This window comes from Arthrobacter sp. 05N429 (assembly GCF_056397045.1).
Genome location: NZ_JBFTMQ010000007.1, coordinates 69,558 through 87,046 on the forward strand (window position 1 = coordinate 69,558; position 17,489 = coordinate 87,046).

A 17,489-nucleotide genomic window follows, 5' to 3' on the forward strand; every position below is an offset into this window, starting at 1 on the left:
AACAGATTCGCATCTAAGCAAGGGAGGACGTGCACCATGGAACTTACCGCAGGTCACGTATGGCTGATGGTGGCAGCGGCACTTGTGCTGTTCATGACACCAGGACTCGCATTTTTCTACGGCGGCATGACGCGCGCCAAGGCTGCACTGAACATGATGATGATGAGCTTCATCTCCATCGGCATGGTCGGTGTGGTCTGGGTGCTCTGGGGCGCCTCGATGAGCTCCGGCGAGGGCTTCATGCAGATGGTCGGGAACCCGTTCGCCACCTTCGGGCTGGAGGGCATCGACACTCCTGACGGACTGATCAAGGTCGGCTACGGGGCGACCTTCGCCATCATCACCGTCGCACTGATCAGCGGCGCGATCGCTGACCGCGCCAAGTTCGGCGCCTGGACCGTCTTCGTCCCGGTCTGGGTCACGCTGGTGTACTGCCCGCTGGCCTACATGGTCTGGGGCGGCGGGCTGTTCGGCCCGGAAGGCGCAATCGGCCAGGCCCTCGGCCCCGCGATTGACTTCGCCGGCGGCACGGTGGTCCACATCAACGCCGGTGTTGCCGCGCTGATCCTCGTGCTGATCATCGGCAACCGCAAGGGCTTCGGCAAGGACCCCAACCACCGCCCGCACAACATCCCGTTCGTCATGCTCGGTGCCGCCATCCTGTGGTTTGGCTGGTTCGGCTTCAACGGCGGCGCAGCGACGACGGCGGAACAGGGCGGCCTGATCTGGGTCAACACCCTGGCGGCCCCCGCTGCGGCCATGCTCGGCTGGCTCATCACGGAGCGCATCCGCGACGGCCACCCGACCTCGCTCGGTGCCGCCTCCGGTGTGGTTGCCGGCCTCGTCGCCATCACCCCGGCCTGCGCCAACGTCAGCCCGGTCGGCGCACTCGGCCTTGGCCTCGTCGCCGGTGCGGCTTCCGCTCTCGCCGTCGGCCTCAAGTTCCGCTGGGGCTTTGACGATTCACTCGACGTCGTCGGCGTCCACCTGGTCTCCGGCATCATCGGCACCGTGGCACTGGGCTTCATCGCCCTCCCGGTTGAGGGCGTCGGCGGCGGCCTCTTCTACGGCGGCGGACTCACCCAGCTCTGGGCCCAGCTCGCAGCTGCCGGTACCGCCATCGCCTTCTCCGCGATCATGACCGCAATCATCGCCTACGCCATCCACAAGACCATGGGCTTCCGGGTTTCCCAGGAGCAGGAAGTCGTGGGCGTGGACCTCAGCCTGCACGCCGAAACCGCTTACGAATTCGGTGTCGGCGGACACGGCGGCAGCTTCACCCCGCTGCACGAGCTCATCACCGGCAAGGCCCAGGGCCAGGCCGCAGCGGCCCCCGCCGCCGAGACGGTGGACGCGTCGTCCAATGGCAAGAAGACCGCAGGCAAGGAAAGTGTGGAGGCATGAAACTGATCACAGCAATCGTCCGGCCGGAAAAGCTCGACACCATCCGCGAAGGGCTCGAAGCCTACGGCGTGCAGGGCCTCACGGTCAGCGCGGCCAGCGGCTACGGCCGGCAGCGGGGCTACACCGAGGTGTACCGCGGCGCCGAGTACAACGTGGACCTGCTTCCCAAGATCCGGGTGGAGGTCCTGGCCACCGATGAACAGGCGGACGACATCCTGGATGTCATCATCGCCAGCTCCAACACCGGCCGGGCCGGGGACGGCAAGGTCTGGACGATGGATGTGTTCGAGGCAGTACGGGTCCGCACCGGTGAACGCGGATCGGCTGCGATCTAACGCTCGGAACAGCAGACGGGCCCCGGTTGCCATGGACACGATACGTCCACGGCAACCGGGGCTTTCGCATTTTTCCGGCAGGTCGAATCGGCTGACGCACAGGCAGGATTGCCGTAGGCTGGCGGCACTGAGCGGAGCCTGCACGTCCGGGCCTACCCAGCCGGCGCCGTCGATGGAGGAAAAGATGGAAGCTTCCCGCCCCCGCTACACCTCTTTGGACGGCCTACGTGGTGTCGCCGCCGCCGCTGTGGTCGTTTGCCACGTCGTTATCGCGGACGGGCGGGCGGGTGCCATCTACGAGCTGGAGAACGCCGGCCAACTGACCCTCTTTGAGCAAATCATGCACTATTCCCCGGCAAGGATTCTTTGGGCCGGATCGGAAGCGGTCGTGGTTTTTTACGTGCTCAGCGGATTCGTGTTGGCGCTGCCATTCGCCCGCAATCATGGCCAGCCGTGGCGGTACTTCTACCCGAGGCGTCTCCTGCGCCTCTATTTGCCGGCTATCGCCAGCCTGGTCTTCGCGTATCTCACCACAGTGGCGGTCAGCCGTTCGGTGCTGCCGGACGCCGGCCAGTGGCTCAACGAACACGCTGAGAAACCCAACGGACTCCTGCAGGTCCTGCTTGGATCTTCACTGATGGCAGGGTGGGGTGGGCTGAACACGTCATTGTGGTCATTGCGGTGGGAAGTGCTCTTCTCGCTGCTGCTGCCGCTGTTCCTGCTCTTCGCGGTCCGGTTCAAGCGCCTCCTGTGGCTCAAAGTAGCCAGCGTTATTGCGTTCTGCATTTTTTGGCGGCTTTCCGGCGTCTTCTATCCGGACCTCGTGTATATCTCCGTTTTTGCGCTGGGCGTGCTGATGGCCTACAACACGGACCAACTCCGGGACTGGGCACAACGTGTTCCGTCCTGGGGATGGATCCTGATGCTCGTGATGTCGGGGGCCCTGATCACCAATTCCTGGCTGATTGCCGGAATTGATCCGAACTCTCCCCTCCGTGCCGGCTGGATAGGACCTGCGGCGGCAGGCGCCGTCCTCCTGGTGTTTGCGGTTGCCCATTGGGCACCTGCCGTCCGCTTTTTTTCAACGGCCGGCGTCCGTTGGCTGGGAAGGATCTCTTTCAGCCTCTACCTCACACAGGAACCGGTGGTTGTGGGATTGGGATTCCTTACCCGCGGGCAGTCGCCTCTCTGGCTCCAGTTACCGCTGGTTGCCGTCGTCTCACTCCTCACTGGCTGGCTGTTCTATGTGGGAGTGGAGAAACCGTCGCATCGGATAGCACGTCAGTTCGGGCTCGCGCGGCAGCAACGGGAAGAAGCGGAACAAGCGAGGGAGTCAGGGCCCGCAACCGTCCAGCAGACCCAGCGTGACCTGACCGGCACGTCCTGACGCCAGCCTGCTGGCGCAGAATTCTTGCCCCGCGTCCGCCCGCGTCCGGCCCCGGCGGTCAGGCCGGCCAGCCCTTCGGCCCGTCACTCCCGGCCGCGTACTCCTCCAGCGGTGCGCTGCCCCTGGCCCAGGCCTTGAGGACGGGCTCCAGGATGCGCCAGCAGTCTTCCGCGGTGTCGGCGCGGACGGAGAGCAGCGGATCGCCGGTCAGGACGCCCTCCAGGACCTCCCCGTACGGCAGCAGCGCGGAGGCGCTCAGCTCGGCCTTAAGGGTGGCGCGGTCCAGGCTGAGGATGTCGCCGGGGCCGTTCACATCGACGTCGAACTGCAGGGTGTCCGGCCCGAAGCCGATCCGCAGCTGGTTGGGGGAGTCCACCCCGGTGAAACCCTTGGGCAGGTGCGGCACCGGCCGGAAGGTCACCACGGCTTCCTTGCGCTTGTTGCCCAGCGCTTTGCCGGAGCGAAGGATGAACGGGACGCCCTGCCAGCGCCAGTTGTCGATCTCCACCTCCACCTCGGCGAGCGTCTCGGTGCCCCGGGCGGCGTCGACCCCATCCTCCTTGGCGTAGTCCGGCACCGTCCGGCCGCCGATTGATCCCGCGGTGTACCGGGCGCGGCGTGTGCTTTTTGCGTAGGGGGCCTTGATGCTGCTGGCCCGCAGCACAGTCGCGACGGCGTCGCGGAGGTCCCGCTCATCCACCGACGCCGGCGGTTCGACCGCGAGGAGGGCCATGATCTGCAGGAGGTGGCTCTGGATCATGTCGCGCAGGGCGCCGGCGCCGTCGTAGTACCGGGCGCGCCCCTCCAGCGCGAGGTCCTCGTCGAAGACGATCTCGACCTTCTCGATGTGCTCGCGGTTCCACACCGGCTCGAGGAAGGTGTTCGCGAAGCGCAGGCCCAGGATGTTCAGCACCGTCGCCTTGCCCAGGAAATGGTCCACCCGGTGGATGTGGTCCTCCGGGACCAGTGCGGCGAGGGTTGCATTGAGGTGGCGGGCGGACTCTTCGCTGGAACCGAACGGTTTCTCCATGACCAGCCGCGTCCCGGCGGGCACCTGGCCGGGAGCCAGCGCCTCGCAGGCCAGCTGGCTGACGCGCGGCGGCAGGGCGAAGTAGATGGCCACGGGCCCCTCCAGCTGCGCCAGCAGGCCGGCCAGTTGCCCGTCGGCCGTGACGTCAAGCTGGTGGTAGCTGGTGGTTTCCCGGATCCGCTTCAGCTCCCGGCGGCCAGGGGCCCCGGCCTGGGAGTGGGCGTCGGCGAAGGACTCTTCGAGGCGCTCCAGCCACTGATCCTGGGTCCAGGCATCCGAGCCGGCACCCACCAGGGTCAGGCCGTCGGCGCGCCCACGCGACACGAGCCTGGCCAGTCCCGGCAGCAGGAGCCTGCCGGTGAGGTCGCCCGAGGCGCCGAGGATGAGCAGGGTTTTTACAGTTGTTTTGCTGGTCACCTACGCCAGCATGCCATCTTGAACGCCCGTCTTGGTACCCTAGATAGTCGAGTCCCGTTGTCGAGGCGGTTCGTTCAGGCGAACTTCAGCCGCGACGCTGGCGTGCCGGACCGGCAGCCATCCGTAGATCCACTGAAAGAAGTGCACGGCGCGTGTTCAATTCACTCTCTGACCGGTTGACAGCAACCTTCAAGAATCTCCGTGGCAAGGGCCGCCTGACCGAGGCGGACGTTGACGCCACGGTCCGCGAAATCCGGCGTGCCCTCCTGGATGCCGACGTCGCCGTGCCCGTGGTCCGCGAGTTCACCGGACGTGTGCGCGAGCGTGCCCTCGGCGCCGAGGTTTCCGCCGCGCTGAACCCGGGCCAGCAGATCGTGAAGATCGTCAACGAGGAGCTCGTCGAGATCCTCGGCGGCGAGACCCGCCGGATCCGCCTCGCGAAGACCGGGCCGACCATCATCATGCTCGCCGGCCTCCAGGGCGCCGGCAAGACCACCCTGGCCGGAAAGCTCTCCAAGTACCTCAAGGCGCAGGGCCACAGCCCCATGCTGGTGGCCTGCGACCTGCAGCGCCCCAACGCGGTGACCCAGCTCCAGGTCGTCGGCCAGCGCGCCGGCGTGCCGGTCTTCGCGCCGCACCCGGGCGCCACCTCGACCGAGCTCGACCACCCGGCCGGCGACCCGGTCGCCGTCGCCCGGGCCGGCGTCGAGGAAGCCCGCCGCACGCTGCACGACGTCGTGATCGTGGACACCGCCGGCCGGACCGGCGTCGACGCCGAGATGATGGAACAGGCGCGCCAGATCCGCCGCGCCATCGTTCCGAACGAAGTGCTGTTCGTGGTGGACGCCATGATCGGCCAGGACGCCGTCAACACGGCCATGGCCTTCGACGAAGGCGTCAACTTCACCGGCATCGTGCTCTCCAAGCTCGACGGCGACGCCCGCGGCGGCGCCGCGCTCTCCGTGTCCTCCATCACCGGCAAGCCCGTGATGTTCGCGTCCACCGGCGAAAGCCTGGACGACTTCGAGCTCTTCCACCCGGACCGCATGGCTTCACGCATCCTCGACCTCGGTGACGTGCTCACCCTGATCGAGCAGGCCGAGCAGAACTGGGACAAGGACGAGGCTGCCCGGATGGCGAAGAAATTCGCCGACCAGGAAGACTTCACCCTGGACGACTTCCTGGCCCAGATGCAGCAGATCCGCAACATGGGCTCCATGAAGAAGATGCTCATGATGATGCCCGGAGCGCAGAACATCCGGCAGCAGCTCGAGCAGTTCGACGAGCGCGAGATCGACCGCGTCGAGGCGATCGTGCGCTCCATGACGCCGCATGAACGCGTCGCGCCCAAGATCATCAACGGCTCCCGCCGCGCCCGCATCGCCCGCGGCTCGGGCGTGCACGTCTCCGAGGTCAACGGCCTGCTGGAGCGCTTTGCCCAGGCCCAGAAGATGATGAAGAAGATGGCAGCCGGCGGAGGCATGCCCGGAATGCCGGGGATGCCCGGCATGGGCGGCGGCGGTGCCCGCAAGGGCGGCAAGGCCGCACCCAAGAAGAAGGCCCGCTCCGGCAACCCGGCCAAGGCAGCGCAGGAGCTCAAGGACGCCGAGGCGCGGCGCGCCGCGGGCGCCAAGGCCCTTCCGACCGGGGCCGCGTTCGGCCAGCAGGGCGGAGATTTCGATCCCTCCCAGCTGAACCTGCCCAAGGGCTTCGACAAGTTCCTCGGCGGCGGCAAATAGGCCCGTCCGGCCGAGATGTCGGCGGCCCCATTGCGGGGCCGGTGCCATAGGGTTAGACCATGTTCAAGCAGCGCGTAGTCTTCGTCCACGGGGCGGGCAGCTTCGGTGCTGCCGCGTGGCCGAAGCAGCACGGAATGGCGCTGAACTATGACGCCCTGTTCCTGCGCCGCCACGGCTTTGACCCCACCGCGGAACCGCTGGAAACCGACTTCGCCGCCGACGCCGCCATCGTCCTCCGCGCCCTGGCCGACGACGGCCGCGGCGCCGCCGGAGGCCACGTCGTGGCGCATTCGCAGGGTGCCATTGCGGCGATGATGGCCGCCGTCGAGCGTCCCGACCTGGTGCAGTCGCTGACCCTGGTGGAACCGGCGTGCCTCTCGCTCACGGCGGAGCTGCCGGCCACCGCGGCGCACCGCGCCCTGATGCAGCCGCTCTTCGAGGTCCGACACAATCTCAGCGACGAGGATTTCCACCGCGAATTCGTCCGCCGGGTGTTCGCAGCGCACACGCCCGCGCAGGCGACCCTCGGCGCCCCGCGCCCGGAAGACCAGCGGGAGGCGCGCCGCCTCCGCCTGCAGGCCCCGCCCTGGGAAGCCCCGCTGCAGATCGTCCCCGGCGTCCCCACCCTGGTCCTGACCGGTGGCTGGGAACCGCTCTACGAAGAGATCGCGGGTTACCTGCGCGAGACCGGCGCCCTGCACCGCACGGCGGCCGGCGGGCACCGGCCCCAAGATTCAGTGGAAGGGAACCGGGTCATCCGGACGTTCATCGCCGACGTCGGGCGGCAGCAGCACGCCCAGGCGTCCTAGCCGGTTGCGGGTCCCCCCACGGAAGGCGCCGGCAGGTAGACCTTGCCGCCCGAGGCGAGGAACTCGCTGCTCTTCGCCCGCATTCCCGCCGCCACTGCGGCCCGCGGGTCCGCAGTGGCGGCGCTGCCGGTGCCAAACTCGTCCCGGATGTCCTGACTGATCCGCATGGAGCAGAACTTGGGCCCGCACATCGAGCAGAAATGGGCCGTCTTGGCGGGCTCCGCAGGGAGCGTCTCATCGTGGAAAGCTTCGGCAGTCACCGGGTCCAGGGACAGCGCGAACTGGTCCCGCCAGCGGAACTCAAACCGCGCCTTGGACAAGGCATCGTCGCGTTCATGCGCTCCGGGGTGGCCCTTGGCGAGATCGGCGGCATGGGCCGCGATCTTGTAGGTGATGACCCCGGTCTTCACGTCGTCCTTGTTGGGCAGTCCAAGGTGTTCCTTGGGCGTGACGTAGCACAGCATGGCGGTGCCGTAGCGGGCAATTTCGGTGGCACCGATCGCGGACGTGATGTGGTCATAGCCCGGTGCGATATCGGTGACCAGTGGCCCCAGCGTGTAAAACGGGGCGCCGTTGCAGAGTTCCTGCTGGCGCTCGACGTTTTCCCGGACGAGGTGGAACGGGACGTGTCCCGGACCCTCCACCATGACCTGCACATCGAATTCCCAGGCCCGCCGGGTGAGCTCGGCCAGGGTGTCCAGTTCGGCGAACTGCGCCGCGTCGTTGGCGTCCGCCGTCGCGCCGGGCCGAAGCCCGTCGCCCAGCGAGAAGGCGACGTCGTAGCGGGCGAAGATCCGGCACAGCTCATCGAAGTGCGTGTACAGAAAGTTCTCCTGGTGGTGGGCCAGGCACCAGCCGGCCATGATTGCGCCGCCGCGGGACACGATGCCGGTGACCCGCCCGGCCGTTAGCGGCACGTAGCGCAGCAGTACCCCGGCGTGGATGGTCATGTAGTCCACACCCTGCTCGCACTGTTCGATCACGGTGTCCCGGAAGATTTCCCACGTGAGGGCGTTGGCCATGCCGTTGACCTTTTCCAGCGCCTGGTAGATGGGGACCGTGCCGATGGGCACGGGGGAGTTGCGGATGAGCCATTCGCGTGTGGTGTGGATGTCGTCCCCGGTGGAGAGATCCATCACCGTGTCCGCACCCCACTGGGTGGCCCACTGGAGCTTGTCGACTTCCTCGGCGATGGAGCTGGTCACCGCGGAGTTGCCGATGTTGGCGTTGATTTTCACCAGGAAGGCCTTGCCGATGATCATCGGCTCGGATTCGGGGTGGTTGACGTTGCTGGGGATGATGGCACGGCCCGCCGCGAGCTCGCTCCGGACCAGCTCGACGTCGCAGTTTTCGCGCAACGCGACGAACCGCATCTCCGGCGTGATGATTCCGTCCCTCGCATAGCGCATCTGCGTGACGGTCCTGCCTTCGACGGCGCGGCGCGGCACCGGGCGGGCGCCCCTCCACTCTGCGGACGCCGCGCCCCGGCGCACCGCGGACTTGCCGTCGTCGAGCAGTTCCCGGGGACGGCCGGCGTACGGTTCGGTGTCTGCCCGGGCAGCGATCCAGGGGGCACGGAACGGCTCCAGCCCGCGGACGGGATCGCTGCCGGGACCGGCGGTACGGTACACCCGGAACGGGGTATTGCCGCGGCCGTCAGGCGAGTCTGCCATCGCGATTTCGGTCACCGGGACGCGGATGCCGTGTTCCGCGTCCGTGGCGAACGCCAGCGAATGGGACTGCAGCGACTGTGCGGGGGCAATCTGGTTTTGGACAGGACTGTGCTGCGTTTCTGTGGTGCTCAAGGGACTGCTCACTTCCTTCGCCGGCATTACCCGGACAGGTTCAACGGTCGCAGGCTGCGTCAGCCCGATCTCAGCCCCTGCAGGGGCACCCGTGTGGTCGTAGATGAAGCTACCACGTGCCGTCCGAAAAGCTGACGAGTGTGACGGCGGCCGTCGGGCCCGGTGCTAGCGTGGCACCGTGACTCAGCCCAGGGCCGTGCCCCTTATCAGGACAGCAACGCCCGAGGACCTCGCGGCACTGCCCGTTCTTGAAGCCGCGGCAGACCATATGCTCGAAGCGGAGCTGGGGCATCAGGCACTCCCTGCCCCGGAGCCGCAGGCCGCTGCTGAGCCGCTCTTCGTCCTGGTCGCCATCCTGGTCGCAGGAAATCCGCCCGTGGGATTCGCCCGCGTTGACGAAGTCGGCGGCCACGCCCACCTGGAACAACTCTCCGTGCAGCCCGCCTCAGCCGGGCACGGAATCGGAAGGTCTTTGCTCGAGGCGGCCATCGACCGGGCCCGGAGCCTTGGCCATAGTTCCATGACCCTTTGCACCTTCGCGGACGTCCCGTTCAATGCACCGTTTTACGCCAGCTGCGGGTTCGAGGAATGTGCCGAGCCGGGGCCGGCGCTGGCGTCCCTGCGGGTCCGGGAAGCGCAGCTGGGGCTGGATGACCTTGGGCGGCGGGTCGTCATGCGACTTAGGCTTTAAGCCATGACCCGCATCATCGAATTCAGCGGCACCGTCCTCACCGCACCCGGCACAGAGCACCTCGGGCTGTGGTCCGTCGACGGTGTCCTCACCTTCCGCCGCCCTGCCGCCGCTCCGGACGTGGTGCTCGACGGCTGGGTCATCCCCGGACTGGTCGACGCGCACTGCCATATCGGACTCGGCCCCGGCGGGGATGTCCCGGGGGAGCTGGCGGAAGAACAGGCCGTGACCGACCGCGACGCCGGAACCCTTCTGGTCCGCGACGCCGGCGTCGTCCACGATACCCGCTGGATCCAGCAACGCGCCGACCTGCCGCGGCTCATCCGCTCGGGCCGGCACATCGCGAGGACGCGCCGGTACCTCCGCGGTTTCGCCGTCGAAGTTGAACCGGAGGACCTGGTGGAAGCCGTGCGCAAGCAGGCCCGGGCCGGGGACGGCTGGGTCAAGCTCGTGGGGGACTGGATCGACCGGGACGCCGGCGACCTCGCGGCGAGCTTCCCGGCCCGGACGCTGAAGGACGCCGTCGCTGCCGCCCACGACGAAGGCGCCCGCGTCACGGCACACTGCTTCGCCGAAGACACCCTGGACGACATGCTCGACGCCGGGATCGACTGCATTGAGCACGCGACCGGCATGCTCCCCAGGCACCTCCCGCGGTTCGTCGAACAGGGCGTGCCGATCGTCCCCACCCTGATCAACATCGCCACCTTCCCCGACATCGCCGCGCAGGCCGAGGCCAAGTTCCCGCGCTACGCGGCGCACATGCGCTCGCTCTGGGAGCGCCGGGCAGATCGCGTCCTTAGAGCCTTCGAAGCCGGCGTCACCATCTATGCCGGAACGGACGCCGGCAGCGTCATCAAGCACGGTCGCATCGTCGACGAACTCCAGGCGCTGCACGGCGCCGGACTCCCGGCCGCGGCAGCGCTCGACGCCGGCGCCTGGGCCGCACGGGACTGGCTAGGGGCGGAGGTCATCACCGACGGCGCCAGCGCCGACGTCCTGGTCTGCGCCGAGGACCCGCGCGGGAACCTGGCCACGCTGAGGGACCTCAAGAACGTCGTGCTGCGCGGAGAAGTGGTCCGCTAGGAACCTGCCTGCTCCATTAGGAATAAATTGAAGCTTCAAGTAATTTATATCTATGAAGGGTCATCGACGGACGGTGGCCGCCGAAGTATCGGAGCGATGAAATGACCTTAGAAGCCAGCACCCAGGATCTCCTTCCCGCCGAACTCACCATGGGTACCGTGATGCTCAAGGTCGGCGACATGAAGCTGATGACCGACTACTACCAGCGCGCCCTTGGCTTGGACATTGTGGCCGAGCAGGACGGCGGGCTCTACCTCGGACGCAAGCGGAAGCCACTGGTCCACCTGGCCCCGGCCCCCGGGCTGAACCTGCCCTCCCGCGGCGAGGCCGGCCTCTTCCACACTGCCCTGCTGTTCGACGACCAGTCGGCCCTTGCGGCCACGGTCGCGTCCGCCGCGCAGTTCGAGCCGCAGTCTTTCACCGGCAGCGCCGACCACCTCGTCAGTGAGGCCTTCTACTTCAATGACCCCGAAGGTAACGGCATCGAGCTCTACTGGGACCGGCCCCGCGATGCCTGGTCCTGGGACGGCAAGAACGTTGTTATGGACAGCCTTGCCCTGCCACCGCAGCGCTACCTCGAACAGCACCTCACCGAAGCCTCGCTCGCCGGGCAGCGCGAGACGGATGCCGGCGTCGGGCACGTCCACCTGCAGGTCGGCGATGTGCAGTCCGCGCACGACTTCTACGTCGGCACGCTCGGCTTCGAAAAGACCGCCGGCTGGCACGGCCAGGCGCTTTTCGTCTCCGCCGGCGGCTACCACCACCACATGGCCATGAATGTCTGGAACAGCCGCGGCGCCGGCCCCCGCCGCGACACCCTGGGCCTCGGCGAGGTGCTGATCGAAGTACCGGCCGGCGACGACGTCGGCGCCCTCGCCGACCGCCTCAAGACCGCGGGGGTCCAGTCACACCACACCGGAGCCGAACTGCGCTTCGAGGATCCGTGGCGCAACCGGATCCGCGTCGCCGTCCGCTAAATGTAAGCCCGGCTGGGCCCTGCCCCTGCGGGACCCCGCCCGCCCGGCCGCAGGGACATGTCCATCGAGGGCGGCCACGAGTGGGCATAGTGACCATATGTCCACTCGTGCAAGTCAGGAGTGGACATGTCCACTACGCCTGCGGTGGCAACGGCAGCTAGCGGCCGGGTGAGCGGAGGACATGTCCAGTCCGGGCTCCAGCCCTGGCTGGAGCGAGCGCGGAGTATGTCCACTCTTCGCTGACAGGACCGCGGAGCATGTCCATCCGTTGTGGCCAGGGGTGGACATAATGGCTCCATGTCCATTGGTCGCTGCCAGCGGAGGGCATGTCCAGTCCGAACGCCGGCCTCGGCTGGAGCGAGCGCGGAGCATGTCCATTCTTCGCTGACGGGACCGCTGAGCATGTCCATCCGTTGTGGCCAGGGGTGGACATAGTGGCTCCATGTCCATTGGTCGCTGCCGGCGGAGGGCATGTCCAGTCCGGGCACCAGCCCCGGCGGAAACAGCTAGGCTGAAGCGACGCCAAAAACAGCGGACCAGCGCCGCCAACAGCTAAGGACGAGTTCCATGGGATTCACCGAAGTCTTTGTCTCCACCCACGACGAAGCCCTCAAGCGTGCCACCGCCCTCGACGGCGGCGCGGCCGCGGCCCCCGGGGCCGTCCGCATTGCCGACATCACCGACTTCGAAGTCGAGCGCCTGGGCGACCTGGCCGGCACCGCCGTCCACGCCTCCGGCGCCGACTACGAGCTCGCCATGGTCGACGTCGCCAGCGACTCCCTGCTCGGCGTCCCGGCGGCGATGGTCCGCGCCCTGGCCGAGCTGCTCACTTATGAGACCGAGGGCGAGGAAGTCGTCCTGGACGACGTCGCAGAAAGCTGGGCCGCCGAGGAGGACATGCCCTTCGGTGCGGAGCAGGCCGCCCGCTACGTCCGCCAGCTCGCCGAACTGGCCACCGCCGTCGATCCCGCCAGCAAATCCGGTCTTTACGTCTGGACCTCCTGACGCGTCCGAGGCGACTCGCAGGCGCTAAATGGACCGGTTGCGGGTGTCAAGTCGAAATCCCGCCGCTGATCTGGCACAATAAACAGGTACTCGATCTGCGTGGCCCCTCTCTCCGCGTCCGGATCTTGTCCTTTTAGAACCCCCTAGTATGGCCCGCCCCACGGGTGCAGAACGCCGGGCTCGACCCCGTTTCAGAAACAGGAGTGACCACAAAAGTGGCCGTAAAGATTCGCCTTAAGCGCTTCGGCAAGATGCGCGCACCGTACTACCGTATCGTCGTCATGGATGCACGCTCCAAGCGTGACGGCCGTGCCATCGAAGAGATCGGCAAGTACCACCCGACCGAAGAGCCCTCGTACATCGAGGTCGACACGGACCGTGCCCAGTACTGGCTCGGCGTCGGCGCACAGCCGTCCGAGCAGGTCGCCGCGATCCTCAAGATCACCGGTGACTGGCAGAAGTTCAAGGGTCTCCCGGGCCAGGAGGGCACCTTGAAGACCAAGGCCCCCAAGGCTGCCTTCGTTACCCCGGAAAAGGGTTCCGTGATCATCCCGGAAGCCATCACCAAGAAGGCCAAGAAGGACGACGCAGCCGAGGCTCCCGCCGACGCCGAAGCAGAGACCACCGAGGCCGAGTAAATTGCTGGCCGAAGCGCTCGAACACCTCGTCCGCGGGATCGTTGACAGTCCTGAGGATGTCAAGGTCAGTGCGAAGAACAACCGCCGCGGGGACACCCTCGAAGTGCGCGTTCACCAGGACGACCTCGGACGGGTAATCGGCCGCCAGGGCCGCACCGCGCGCGCTTTGCGCACTGTGGTGGCAGCACTGGCGGACGGCGAGCCGGTCAGGGTCGACGTCGTCGACACCGACCGCCGCCGGTAACGCTTTCAGCAACACTTGTCTTGAGTCCGGCCCCTTCACCAGATAATGGTGGAGGGGCCGGACTGTTTTTACCGGATATCCCGGTCTTTACCCCTAGACCCACAGACTCACCAACCCCGAACAGAGGAACAGATGCAGCTTCAGGTGGCACGAATCGGCAAGCCCCACGGCATCCGCGGCGAAGTAACCGTCCAGGTGCTCACCGATGCTCCGGGCGACCGCTTCGTCCCCGGCACCCAGTTCGTCGTGGAGCCGGCCTCGGCCGGCCCGCTGACCGTGGAGAGCGCCCGCTGGAACAAGGACATCCTGCTGCTCGCCTTCGAGGAGATTGAGACCCGCAACGAGGCGGAGACCCTCCGGGGCGCCAAGCTGTTCATCGAAACCGAAGAGCTCGACGACGATGACGACGACGAGGGCTGGTACGAGCACGAGCTCGAGGGACTGGAAGTCCGCGTCGGCGGCCAGGCCGTGGGCAAGGTTTCCGGCCTCCACACCCTCCCGGTCCAGGACCTGCTGGTCGTCACCGCGACGGACGGCAAGGAGGTCCTGATTCCCTTCGTGGAGCAGATCGTCCCCGAGGTCAACGTCGGCGAAGGCTACGTTGTGGTCACCCCGCCGCCGGGACTCTTTGAGGTCAACGCCGAGGACGAGGCCAAGCCGGAGGACACGCAGGAGCCCGCGGGCGCCTCGGCAGAACGTGCCGATGCCGGAGACAACGCCTAAATGAGGGTCGACGTCGTCAGCATCTTCCCCGAGTACCTGGCACCGCTGGAACTTTCGCTGATCGGCAAGGCGCGCCAGGACGGCCTGCTGGAGCTGAACGTCCACGACCTCCGGGACTTCACCACGGACCGTCACCGGACCGTGGATGACACCCCCTACGGCGGCGGCGCCGGCATGGTCATGAAGCCCGAGCCGTGGGCCCAGGCGCTGGCCGCCGTCGCCGCGGCCGGGGCTGCGGATGCCGGGGCGGCAGACGCCGTCGGGCCGGCAGTTGCCGGGCCTGAAGCGTCAAAACCGGTCCTGATCGTGCCGTCGCCGGCAGGGGAGCGGTTCACCCAGGCCGCCGCCCACGAACTGGCCGGGGAAGACCGGCTGGTGTTCGCCTGCGGACGCTACGAGGGCATCGACGAGCGCGTGATGGAATGGGCCGCCGAGCACTTCACGGTGCGGCCCATGAGCCTCGGCGACTACGTCCTCAACGGCGGCGAAGTGGCCGTGCTGGCCATGGTGGAGGCCATCGGCCGCCTGCTGCCCGGCGTCGTCGGCAACCCCGAGTCCCTCGTGGAGGAATCGCACTCGGACGGGCTGCTGGAGTACCCCGTGTACACCAAACCCTCCAGCTGGCGGGACCGCGACGTCCCGGCAGTGCTGCTCAGCGGCAACCACGGCAAGATCGCCCAGTGGCGCCGGCACGAGCAGTACCGGCGCACCGCCGAGCGGCGCCCGGACCTGCTCGAGGAGTTCGACGCCGCCAGGCTGCCCCGCGCGGACCGCGCCGCGTTCGCGGATCTCGGGTACGACGTCGTCGACGGCCGCCTCGAGCGCCGCGCGGACGCCGGCGGGGATTCCGCCTGACCGGATTGGCTGGAAAGCCCCGGGTGTGGCAAAATTAGTCCTTGTGCCTGCTGGGTGCGAACCTGCCACAGGGGGAGCGTCACCAACAGCGCGGCACCCCGGCCGCCGCCAAGTCCTGGCGGAGCCGGATTCACAATTTTTCGGCGGGAATTTCCGGGCCGCATCCGCGCCCGGGCTTGGCCGCCGTGACCCAACGTGAAGGACCTGTGGCGTTCACCAGGAGTGGATCAATGCATATCCTCGATTCCGTAGACGCAGCCTCGCTGCGCACCGATGTTCCCGTCTTCCGCGCGGGTGACACCCTCAAGGTTCACGTGAACATCATCGAAGGCAAGAACTCCCGTGTCCAGGTGTTCCAGGGCTTCGTCCTGGGCCGCCACGGCGACGGCCTGCGCGAAACCTTCACCATCCGCAAGGTCTCCTTCGGCGTCGGCGTGGAGCGTACCTTCCCGGTGCACTCCCCGATCATCGACAAGATCGAACTCGTCTCCAAGGGTGACGTGCGCCGCGCCAAGCTTTACTACATGCGCAACCTGCGTGGTAAGGCCGCGAAAATCAAGGAAAAGCGCGACTTCCAGACCGCAAAGTAAGACTCTTCCGGCTTTCACCGGAGTCTTCCACCGCGGGTCCACGGACCGTGTCCGGCCAGCGCCGGAGCATCCGCAACAGCGCTGTTCACTTCAGAAAAGCGTTAGAGGATACGGATCATGGAACACACAAAACGCCAGCCCAGGAAACTCGGCTGGCGTTTTGTGTTGCTGGCCGTCGTGCTGGCCGTACTCATCAGCGGGCTGGTCCGCTCACTGTGGCTCGATGTGTACTACATCCCCTCCGCCTCGATGGAGCCACTCTTCCAGGAGGGGGACAGGATCCTCGTCTCGCGGACGGATTTCCAGTCCGAACCGGTGGGCCGTGGCGACATTGTCGTCTTCGACGGCCGAGGCTCCTTCTCCCCGCTGAACAGCGGCAAGGGCCCCGTGCTGGACTTTCTTGGCGGCGTCGGGCACTGGATCGGCCTTTCAGGCGGCGACAACACCTACGTCAAACGGGTCATCGGGATCCCGGGGGACCATGTGATTTGCTGTGATGCCAGCGGCAAACTCACAGTCAACGGCCAGCAAGTCACGGAACCCTATATCTACGGGGACGACACCCCGAGCCAGCTGAAGTTCAGCGTGATCGTTCCCCCCGGAAGGCTCTGGCTGATGGGGGACCACCGGTCGCAGTCGGCCGATTCCCGCAGTCTCCTGGGCGCCCCCGGCGGAGGCATGGTCCCGCTGGACAGGGTGATCGGCAGGCCCGTACAGATCCTCTGGCCGCTTGATAGATTTACAGCAGTAGCACGGCCCCCCGAGGCCGCCACGACGACAGCGAAGAACGGACAGTAAATGCCCGAGACCGGACCCCGGACTCCCGATCCGCGGGGGCAGGACCAGCCCCGGGTAACCTCCTCAGCCATCCCCGGCCAGGAGAACCCGTACGCAGCTGCGAATCCTTCGCCGGCCACCGACCCTCCGGAGTCTTCCGACGCCTCGGGCCAGGCCATCACGGGTCAGGCCGCCCCGGCCAGGGATGTTCCGCCCCTGGATGTTCCGGCGGCGGGCGGGCCATCCCATGCGGGCGCCTCATCGCGGCGTGCGCGCCGGGCCAAAGCCCGGGAGGGCCACAGCCCGATGTTCCTCTGGGCAAAGGAAATAGCGACGGTAGTGCTCGTCGCCATCGTTCTGTCCTTCCTGATCAAGACGTTCCTTTTCCGGGCCTTCTACATCCCGTCTGAATCCATGGTCAACACCCTCGACGTGAACGACAGGATCTTCGTGAACCTCCTGGTTCCGGAACCGTTCGCCCTGGAGCGCGGCGACGTCGTTGTGTTCAGGGACTCCCAGGGCTGGCTGGTTCCTGCGGCGGAGAAGGAAACCGGCCCATTCACCTGGGTGCAGGACGGCCTGACGTTCATCGGCCTGCTGCCGGACAACTCGGAGCAGCACCTGGTCAAACGCGTGGTCGGACTGCCGGGCGATCATGTGGCCTGCTGCGACGCGGGCGGCCGGCTGATGGTCAACGGCACGCCGCTGGACGAGCCCTACATCAACCCCGCCGAAGTGCCCCAGGTCCGCGAATTCGACGTTGTGGTCCCCGAAGGCAAGGTCTGGGTGATGGGCGACAACCGGAACCACTCCGCCGACTCGCGCGCCCACACGGACAGCAACGGCGGCTTCGTGGACATCGCCGACATCGAAGGCAAGGCCGCCGTCATTGCCTGGCCGCTGAACCGCATCACCGCCCTGGACAACTACCCCGACGTGTTCCGCGACGTGCCCGCCCCGGCCGGAAAGTAGTGGCT

Annotated in this window: 18 protein-coding genes and 1 riboswitch; of the genes, 16 read left to right on the plus strand and 2 right to left on the minus strand. The window is 67.2% G+C overall.

Features of this window, described 5'->3' with window-relative positions:
- Window positions 1-36: 36 nt before the first annotated feature.
- The 3 genes from AC1DF4_RS13265 (at window position 37) to AC1DF4_RS13275 (ending at window position 3,126) form a co-directional block, all read left to right on the plus strand.
- Window positions 37-1,404: an ammonium transporter gene (locus AC1DF4_RS13265; protein ID WP_476913327.1), complete on the plus strand. Its 1,368-nt coding sequence runs from the start codon at window positions 37-39 to the stop codon at window positions 1,402-1,404.
- On the plus strand, window positions 1,401-1,739 hold the full coding sequence (locus AC1DF4_RS13270; RefSeq protein ID WP_024366371.1) for a P-II family nitrogen regulator: 339 nt from the start codon (window positions 1,401-1,403) through the stop codon (window positions 1,737-1,739). Before AC1DF4_RS13265 ends, AC1DF4_RS13270 begins: the two co-directional genes overlap by 4 nt.
- Before the next feature lie 184 nt (window positions 1,740-1,923).
- A complete protein-coding gene (locus AC1DF4_RS13275) occupies window positions 1,924-3,126 on the plus strand; it encodes an acyltransferase family protein (protein WP_476913328.1) in 1,203 nt (400 codons plus the stop codon).
- A 58-nt stretch (window positions 3,127-3,184) separates the two neighbouring features.
- Here AC1DF4_RS13275 and AC1DF4_RS13280 read toward each other — a convergent pair whose 3' ends face one another.
- On the minus strand, window positions 3,185-4,573 hold the full coding sequence (locus AC1DF4_RS13280) for a glucose-6-phosphate dehydrogenase (RefSeq protein WP_476913329.1): 1,389 nt from the start codon (window positions 4,571-4,573) through the stop codon (window positions 3,185-3,187).
- A gap of 152 nt (window positions 4,574-4,725) precedes the next feature.
- Here AC1DF4_RS13280 and ffh point away from each other — a divergent pair, with 152 nt between their 5' ends.
- Both ffh and AC1DF4_RS13290 read left to right on the plus strand, forming a co-directional pair.
- Window positions 4,726-6,312 (plus strand): signal recognition particle protein, encoded by a 1,587-nt coding sequence (ffh, locus tag AC1DF4_RS13285; RefSeq protein WP_476913330.1) that lies wholly within the window; start codon window positions 4,726-4,728, stop codon window positions 6,310-6,312.
- 59 nt (window positions 6,313-6,371) lie between these two features.
- Entirely contained in the window at window positions 6,372-7,121 is a 750-nt protein-coding gene (locus AC1DF4_RS13290; RefSeq protein ID WP_476913331.1) for an alpha/beta fold hydrolase, read from the plus strand.
- Here AC1DF4_RS13290 and thiC read toward each other — a convergent pair.
- Entirely contained in the window at window positions 7,118-8,926 is a 1,809-nt protein-coding gene (thiC, locus tag AC1DF4_RS13295; RefSeq protein ID WP_476913332.1) for a phosphomethylpyrimidine synthase ThiC, read from the minus strand. The genes AC1DF4_RS13290 and thiC overlap by 4 nt on opposite strands.
- Window positions 8,922-9,029: riboswitch (TPP riboswitch) on the minus strand. It overlaps the preceding gene by 5 nt.
- A gap of 75 nt (window positions 9,030-9,104) precedes the next feature.
- On the opposite strand from thiC, the gene AC1DF4_RS13300 reads away from it, so the two are divergent.
- From AC1DF4_RS13300 to lepB (AC1DF4_RS13350), 11 genes are all read left to right on the plus strand, one after another.
- Window positions 9,105-9,617: a GNAT family N-acetyltransferase gene (locus AC1DF4_RS13300; protein WP_476913333.1), complete on the plus strand. Its 513-nt coding sequence runs from the start codon at window positions 9,105-9,107 to the stop codon at window positions 9,615-9,617.
- Window positions 9,618-9,620: 3 nt separating this feature from the next.
- Window positions 9,621-10,703, plus strand: coding sequence for an amidohydrolase family protein (locus tag AC1DF4_RS13305; protein WP_476913334.1), 1,083 nt, complete (start codon window positions 9,621-9,623; stop codon window positions 10,701-10,703).
- A 101-nt stretch (window positions 10,704-10,804) separates the two neighbouring features.
- Complete coding sequence (locus tag AC1DF4_RS13310; protein WP_476913335.1) at window positions 10,805-11,680, plus strand: VOC family protein; 876 nt, start codon at window positions 10,805-10,807, stop codon at window positions 11,678-11,680.
- A gap of 567 nt (window positions 11,681-12,247) precedes the next feature.
- Entirely contained in the window at window positions 12,248-12,685 is a 438-nt protein-coding gene (locus AC1DF4_RS13315; protein ID WP_476913336.1) for a hypothetical protein, read from the plus strand.
- 215 nt (window positions 12,686-12,900) lie between these two features.
- The gene (gene rpsP / locus AC1DF4_RS13320) at window positions 12,901-13,323 is read left to right on the plus strand and encodes a 30S ribosomal protein S16 (RefSeq protein ID WP_024366590.1); all 423 of its coding nucleotides are present in this window, start codon (window positions 12,901-12,903) and stop codon (window positions 13,321-13,323) included.
- A 1-nt stretch (window position 13,324) separates the two neighbouring features.
- The gene (locus AC1DF4_RS13325; protein WP_056426755.1) at window positions 13,325-13,567 is read left to right on the plus strand and encodes an RNA-binding protein; all 243 of its coding nucleotides are present in this window, start codon (window positions 13,325-13,327) and stop codon (window positions 13,565-13,567) included.
- A gap of 132 nt (window positions 13,568-13,699) precedes the next feature.
- The gene (gene rimM, locus AC1DF4_RS13330) at window positions 13,700-14,290 is read left to right on the plus strand and encodes a ribosome maturation factor RimM (protein ID WP_476913337.1); all 591 of its coding nucleotides are present in this window, start codon (window positions 13,700-13,702) and stop codon (window positions 14,288-14,290) included.
- Window positions 14,291-15,145 carry a tRNA (guanosine(37)-N1)-methyltransferase TrmD gene (gene trmD, locus AC1DF4_RS13335; RefSeq protein ID WP_476913338.1) on the plus strand — a complete coding sequence of 285 codons (855 nt, stop codon included), beginning with the start codon at window positions 14,291-14,293 and terminating at the stop codon, window positions 15,143-15,145. It abuts the gene before it with no gap.
- A gap of 230 nt (window positions 15,146-15,375) precedes the next feature.
- A complete protein-coding gene (rplS, locus tag AC1DF4_RS13340; protein WP_346926273.1) occupies window positions 15,376-15,735 on the plus strand; it encodes a 50S ribosomal protein L19 in 360 nt (119 codons plus the stop codon).
- A 117-nt stretch (window positions 15,736-15,852) separates the two neighbouring features.
- Complete coding sequence (gene lepB / locus AC1DF4_RS13345; protein ID WP_476913339.1) at window positions 15,853-16,533, plus strand: signal peptidase I; 681 nt, start codon at window positions 15,853-15,855, stop codon at window positions 16,531-16,533.
- Window positions 16,534-17,484 carry a signal peptidase I gene (lepB, locus tag AC1DF4_RS13350; RefSeq protein ID WP_476913340.1) on the plus strand — a complete coding sequence of 317 codons (951 nt, stop codon included), beginning with the start codon at window positions 16,534-16,536 and terminating at the stop codon, window positions 17,482-17,484.
- Window positions 17,485-17,489: the final 5 nt, after the last annotated feature.

Bases quoted from the DNA above. Each gene is read 5' to 3' on its own strand.
- AC1DF4_RS13265 (WP_476913327.1), top strand. From the start codon at position 37: ATGGAACTTACCGCAGGTCACGTATGGCTGATGGTGGCAGCGGCACTT.
- AC1DF4_RS13270 (WP_024366371.1), top strand. From the start codon at position 1,401: ATGAAACTGATCACAGCAATCGTCCGGCCGGAAAAGCTCGACACCATC.
- AC1DF4_RS13275 (WP_476913328.1), top strand. From the start codon at position 1,924: ATGGAAGCTTCCCGCCCCCGCTACACCTCTTTGGACGGCCTACGTGGT.
- AC1DF4_RS13290 (WP_476913331.1), top strand. From the start codon at position 6,372: ATGTTCAAGCAGCGCGTAGTCTTCGTCCACGGGGCGGGCAGCTTCGGT.
- AC1DF4_RS13305 (WP_476913334.1), top strand. From the start codon at position 9,621: ATGACCCGCATCATCGAATTCAGCGGCACCGTCCTCACCGCACCCGGC.
- AC1DF4_RS13310 (WP_476913335.1), top strand. From the start codon at position 10,805: ATGACCTTAGAAGCCAGCACCCAGGATCTCCTTCCCGCCGAACTCACC.
- AC1DF4_RS13315 (WP_476913336.1), top strand. From the start codon at position 12,248: ATGGGATTCACCGAAGTCTTTGTCTCCACCCACGACGAAGCCCTCAAG.
- rimM (WP_476913337.1), top strand. From the start codon at position 13,700: ATGCAGCTTCAGGTGGCACGAATCGGCAAGCCCCACGGCATCCGCGGC.
- trmD (WP_476913338.1), top strand. From the start codon at position 14,291: ATGAGGGTCGACGTCGTCAGCATCTTCCCCGAGTACCTGGCACCGCTG.
- rplS (WP_346926273.1), top strand. From the start codon at position 15,376: ATGCATATCCTCGATTCCGTAGACGCAGCCTCGCTGCGCACCGATGTT.
- lepB (WP_476913339.1), top strand. From the start codon at position 15,853: ATGGAACACACAAAACGCCAGCCCAGGAAACTCGGCTGGCGTTTTGTG.
- lepB (WP_476913340.1), top strand. From the start codon at position 16,534: ATGCCCGAGACCGGACCCCGGACTCCCGATCCGCGGGGGCAGGACCAG.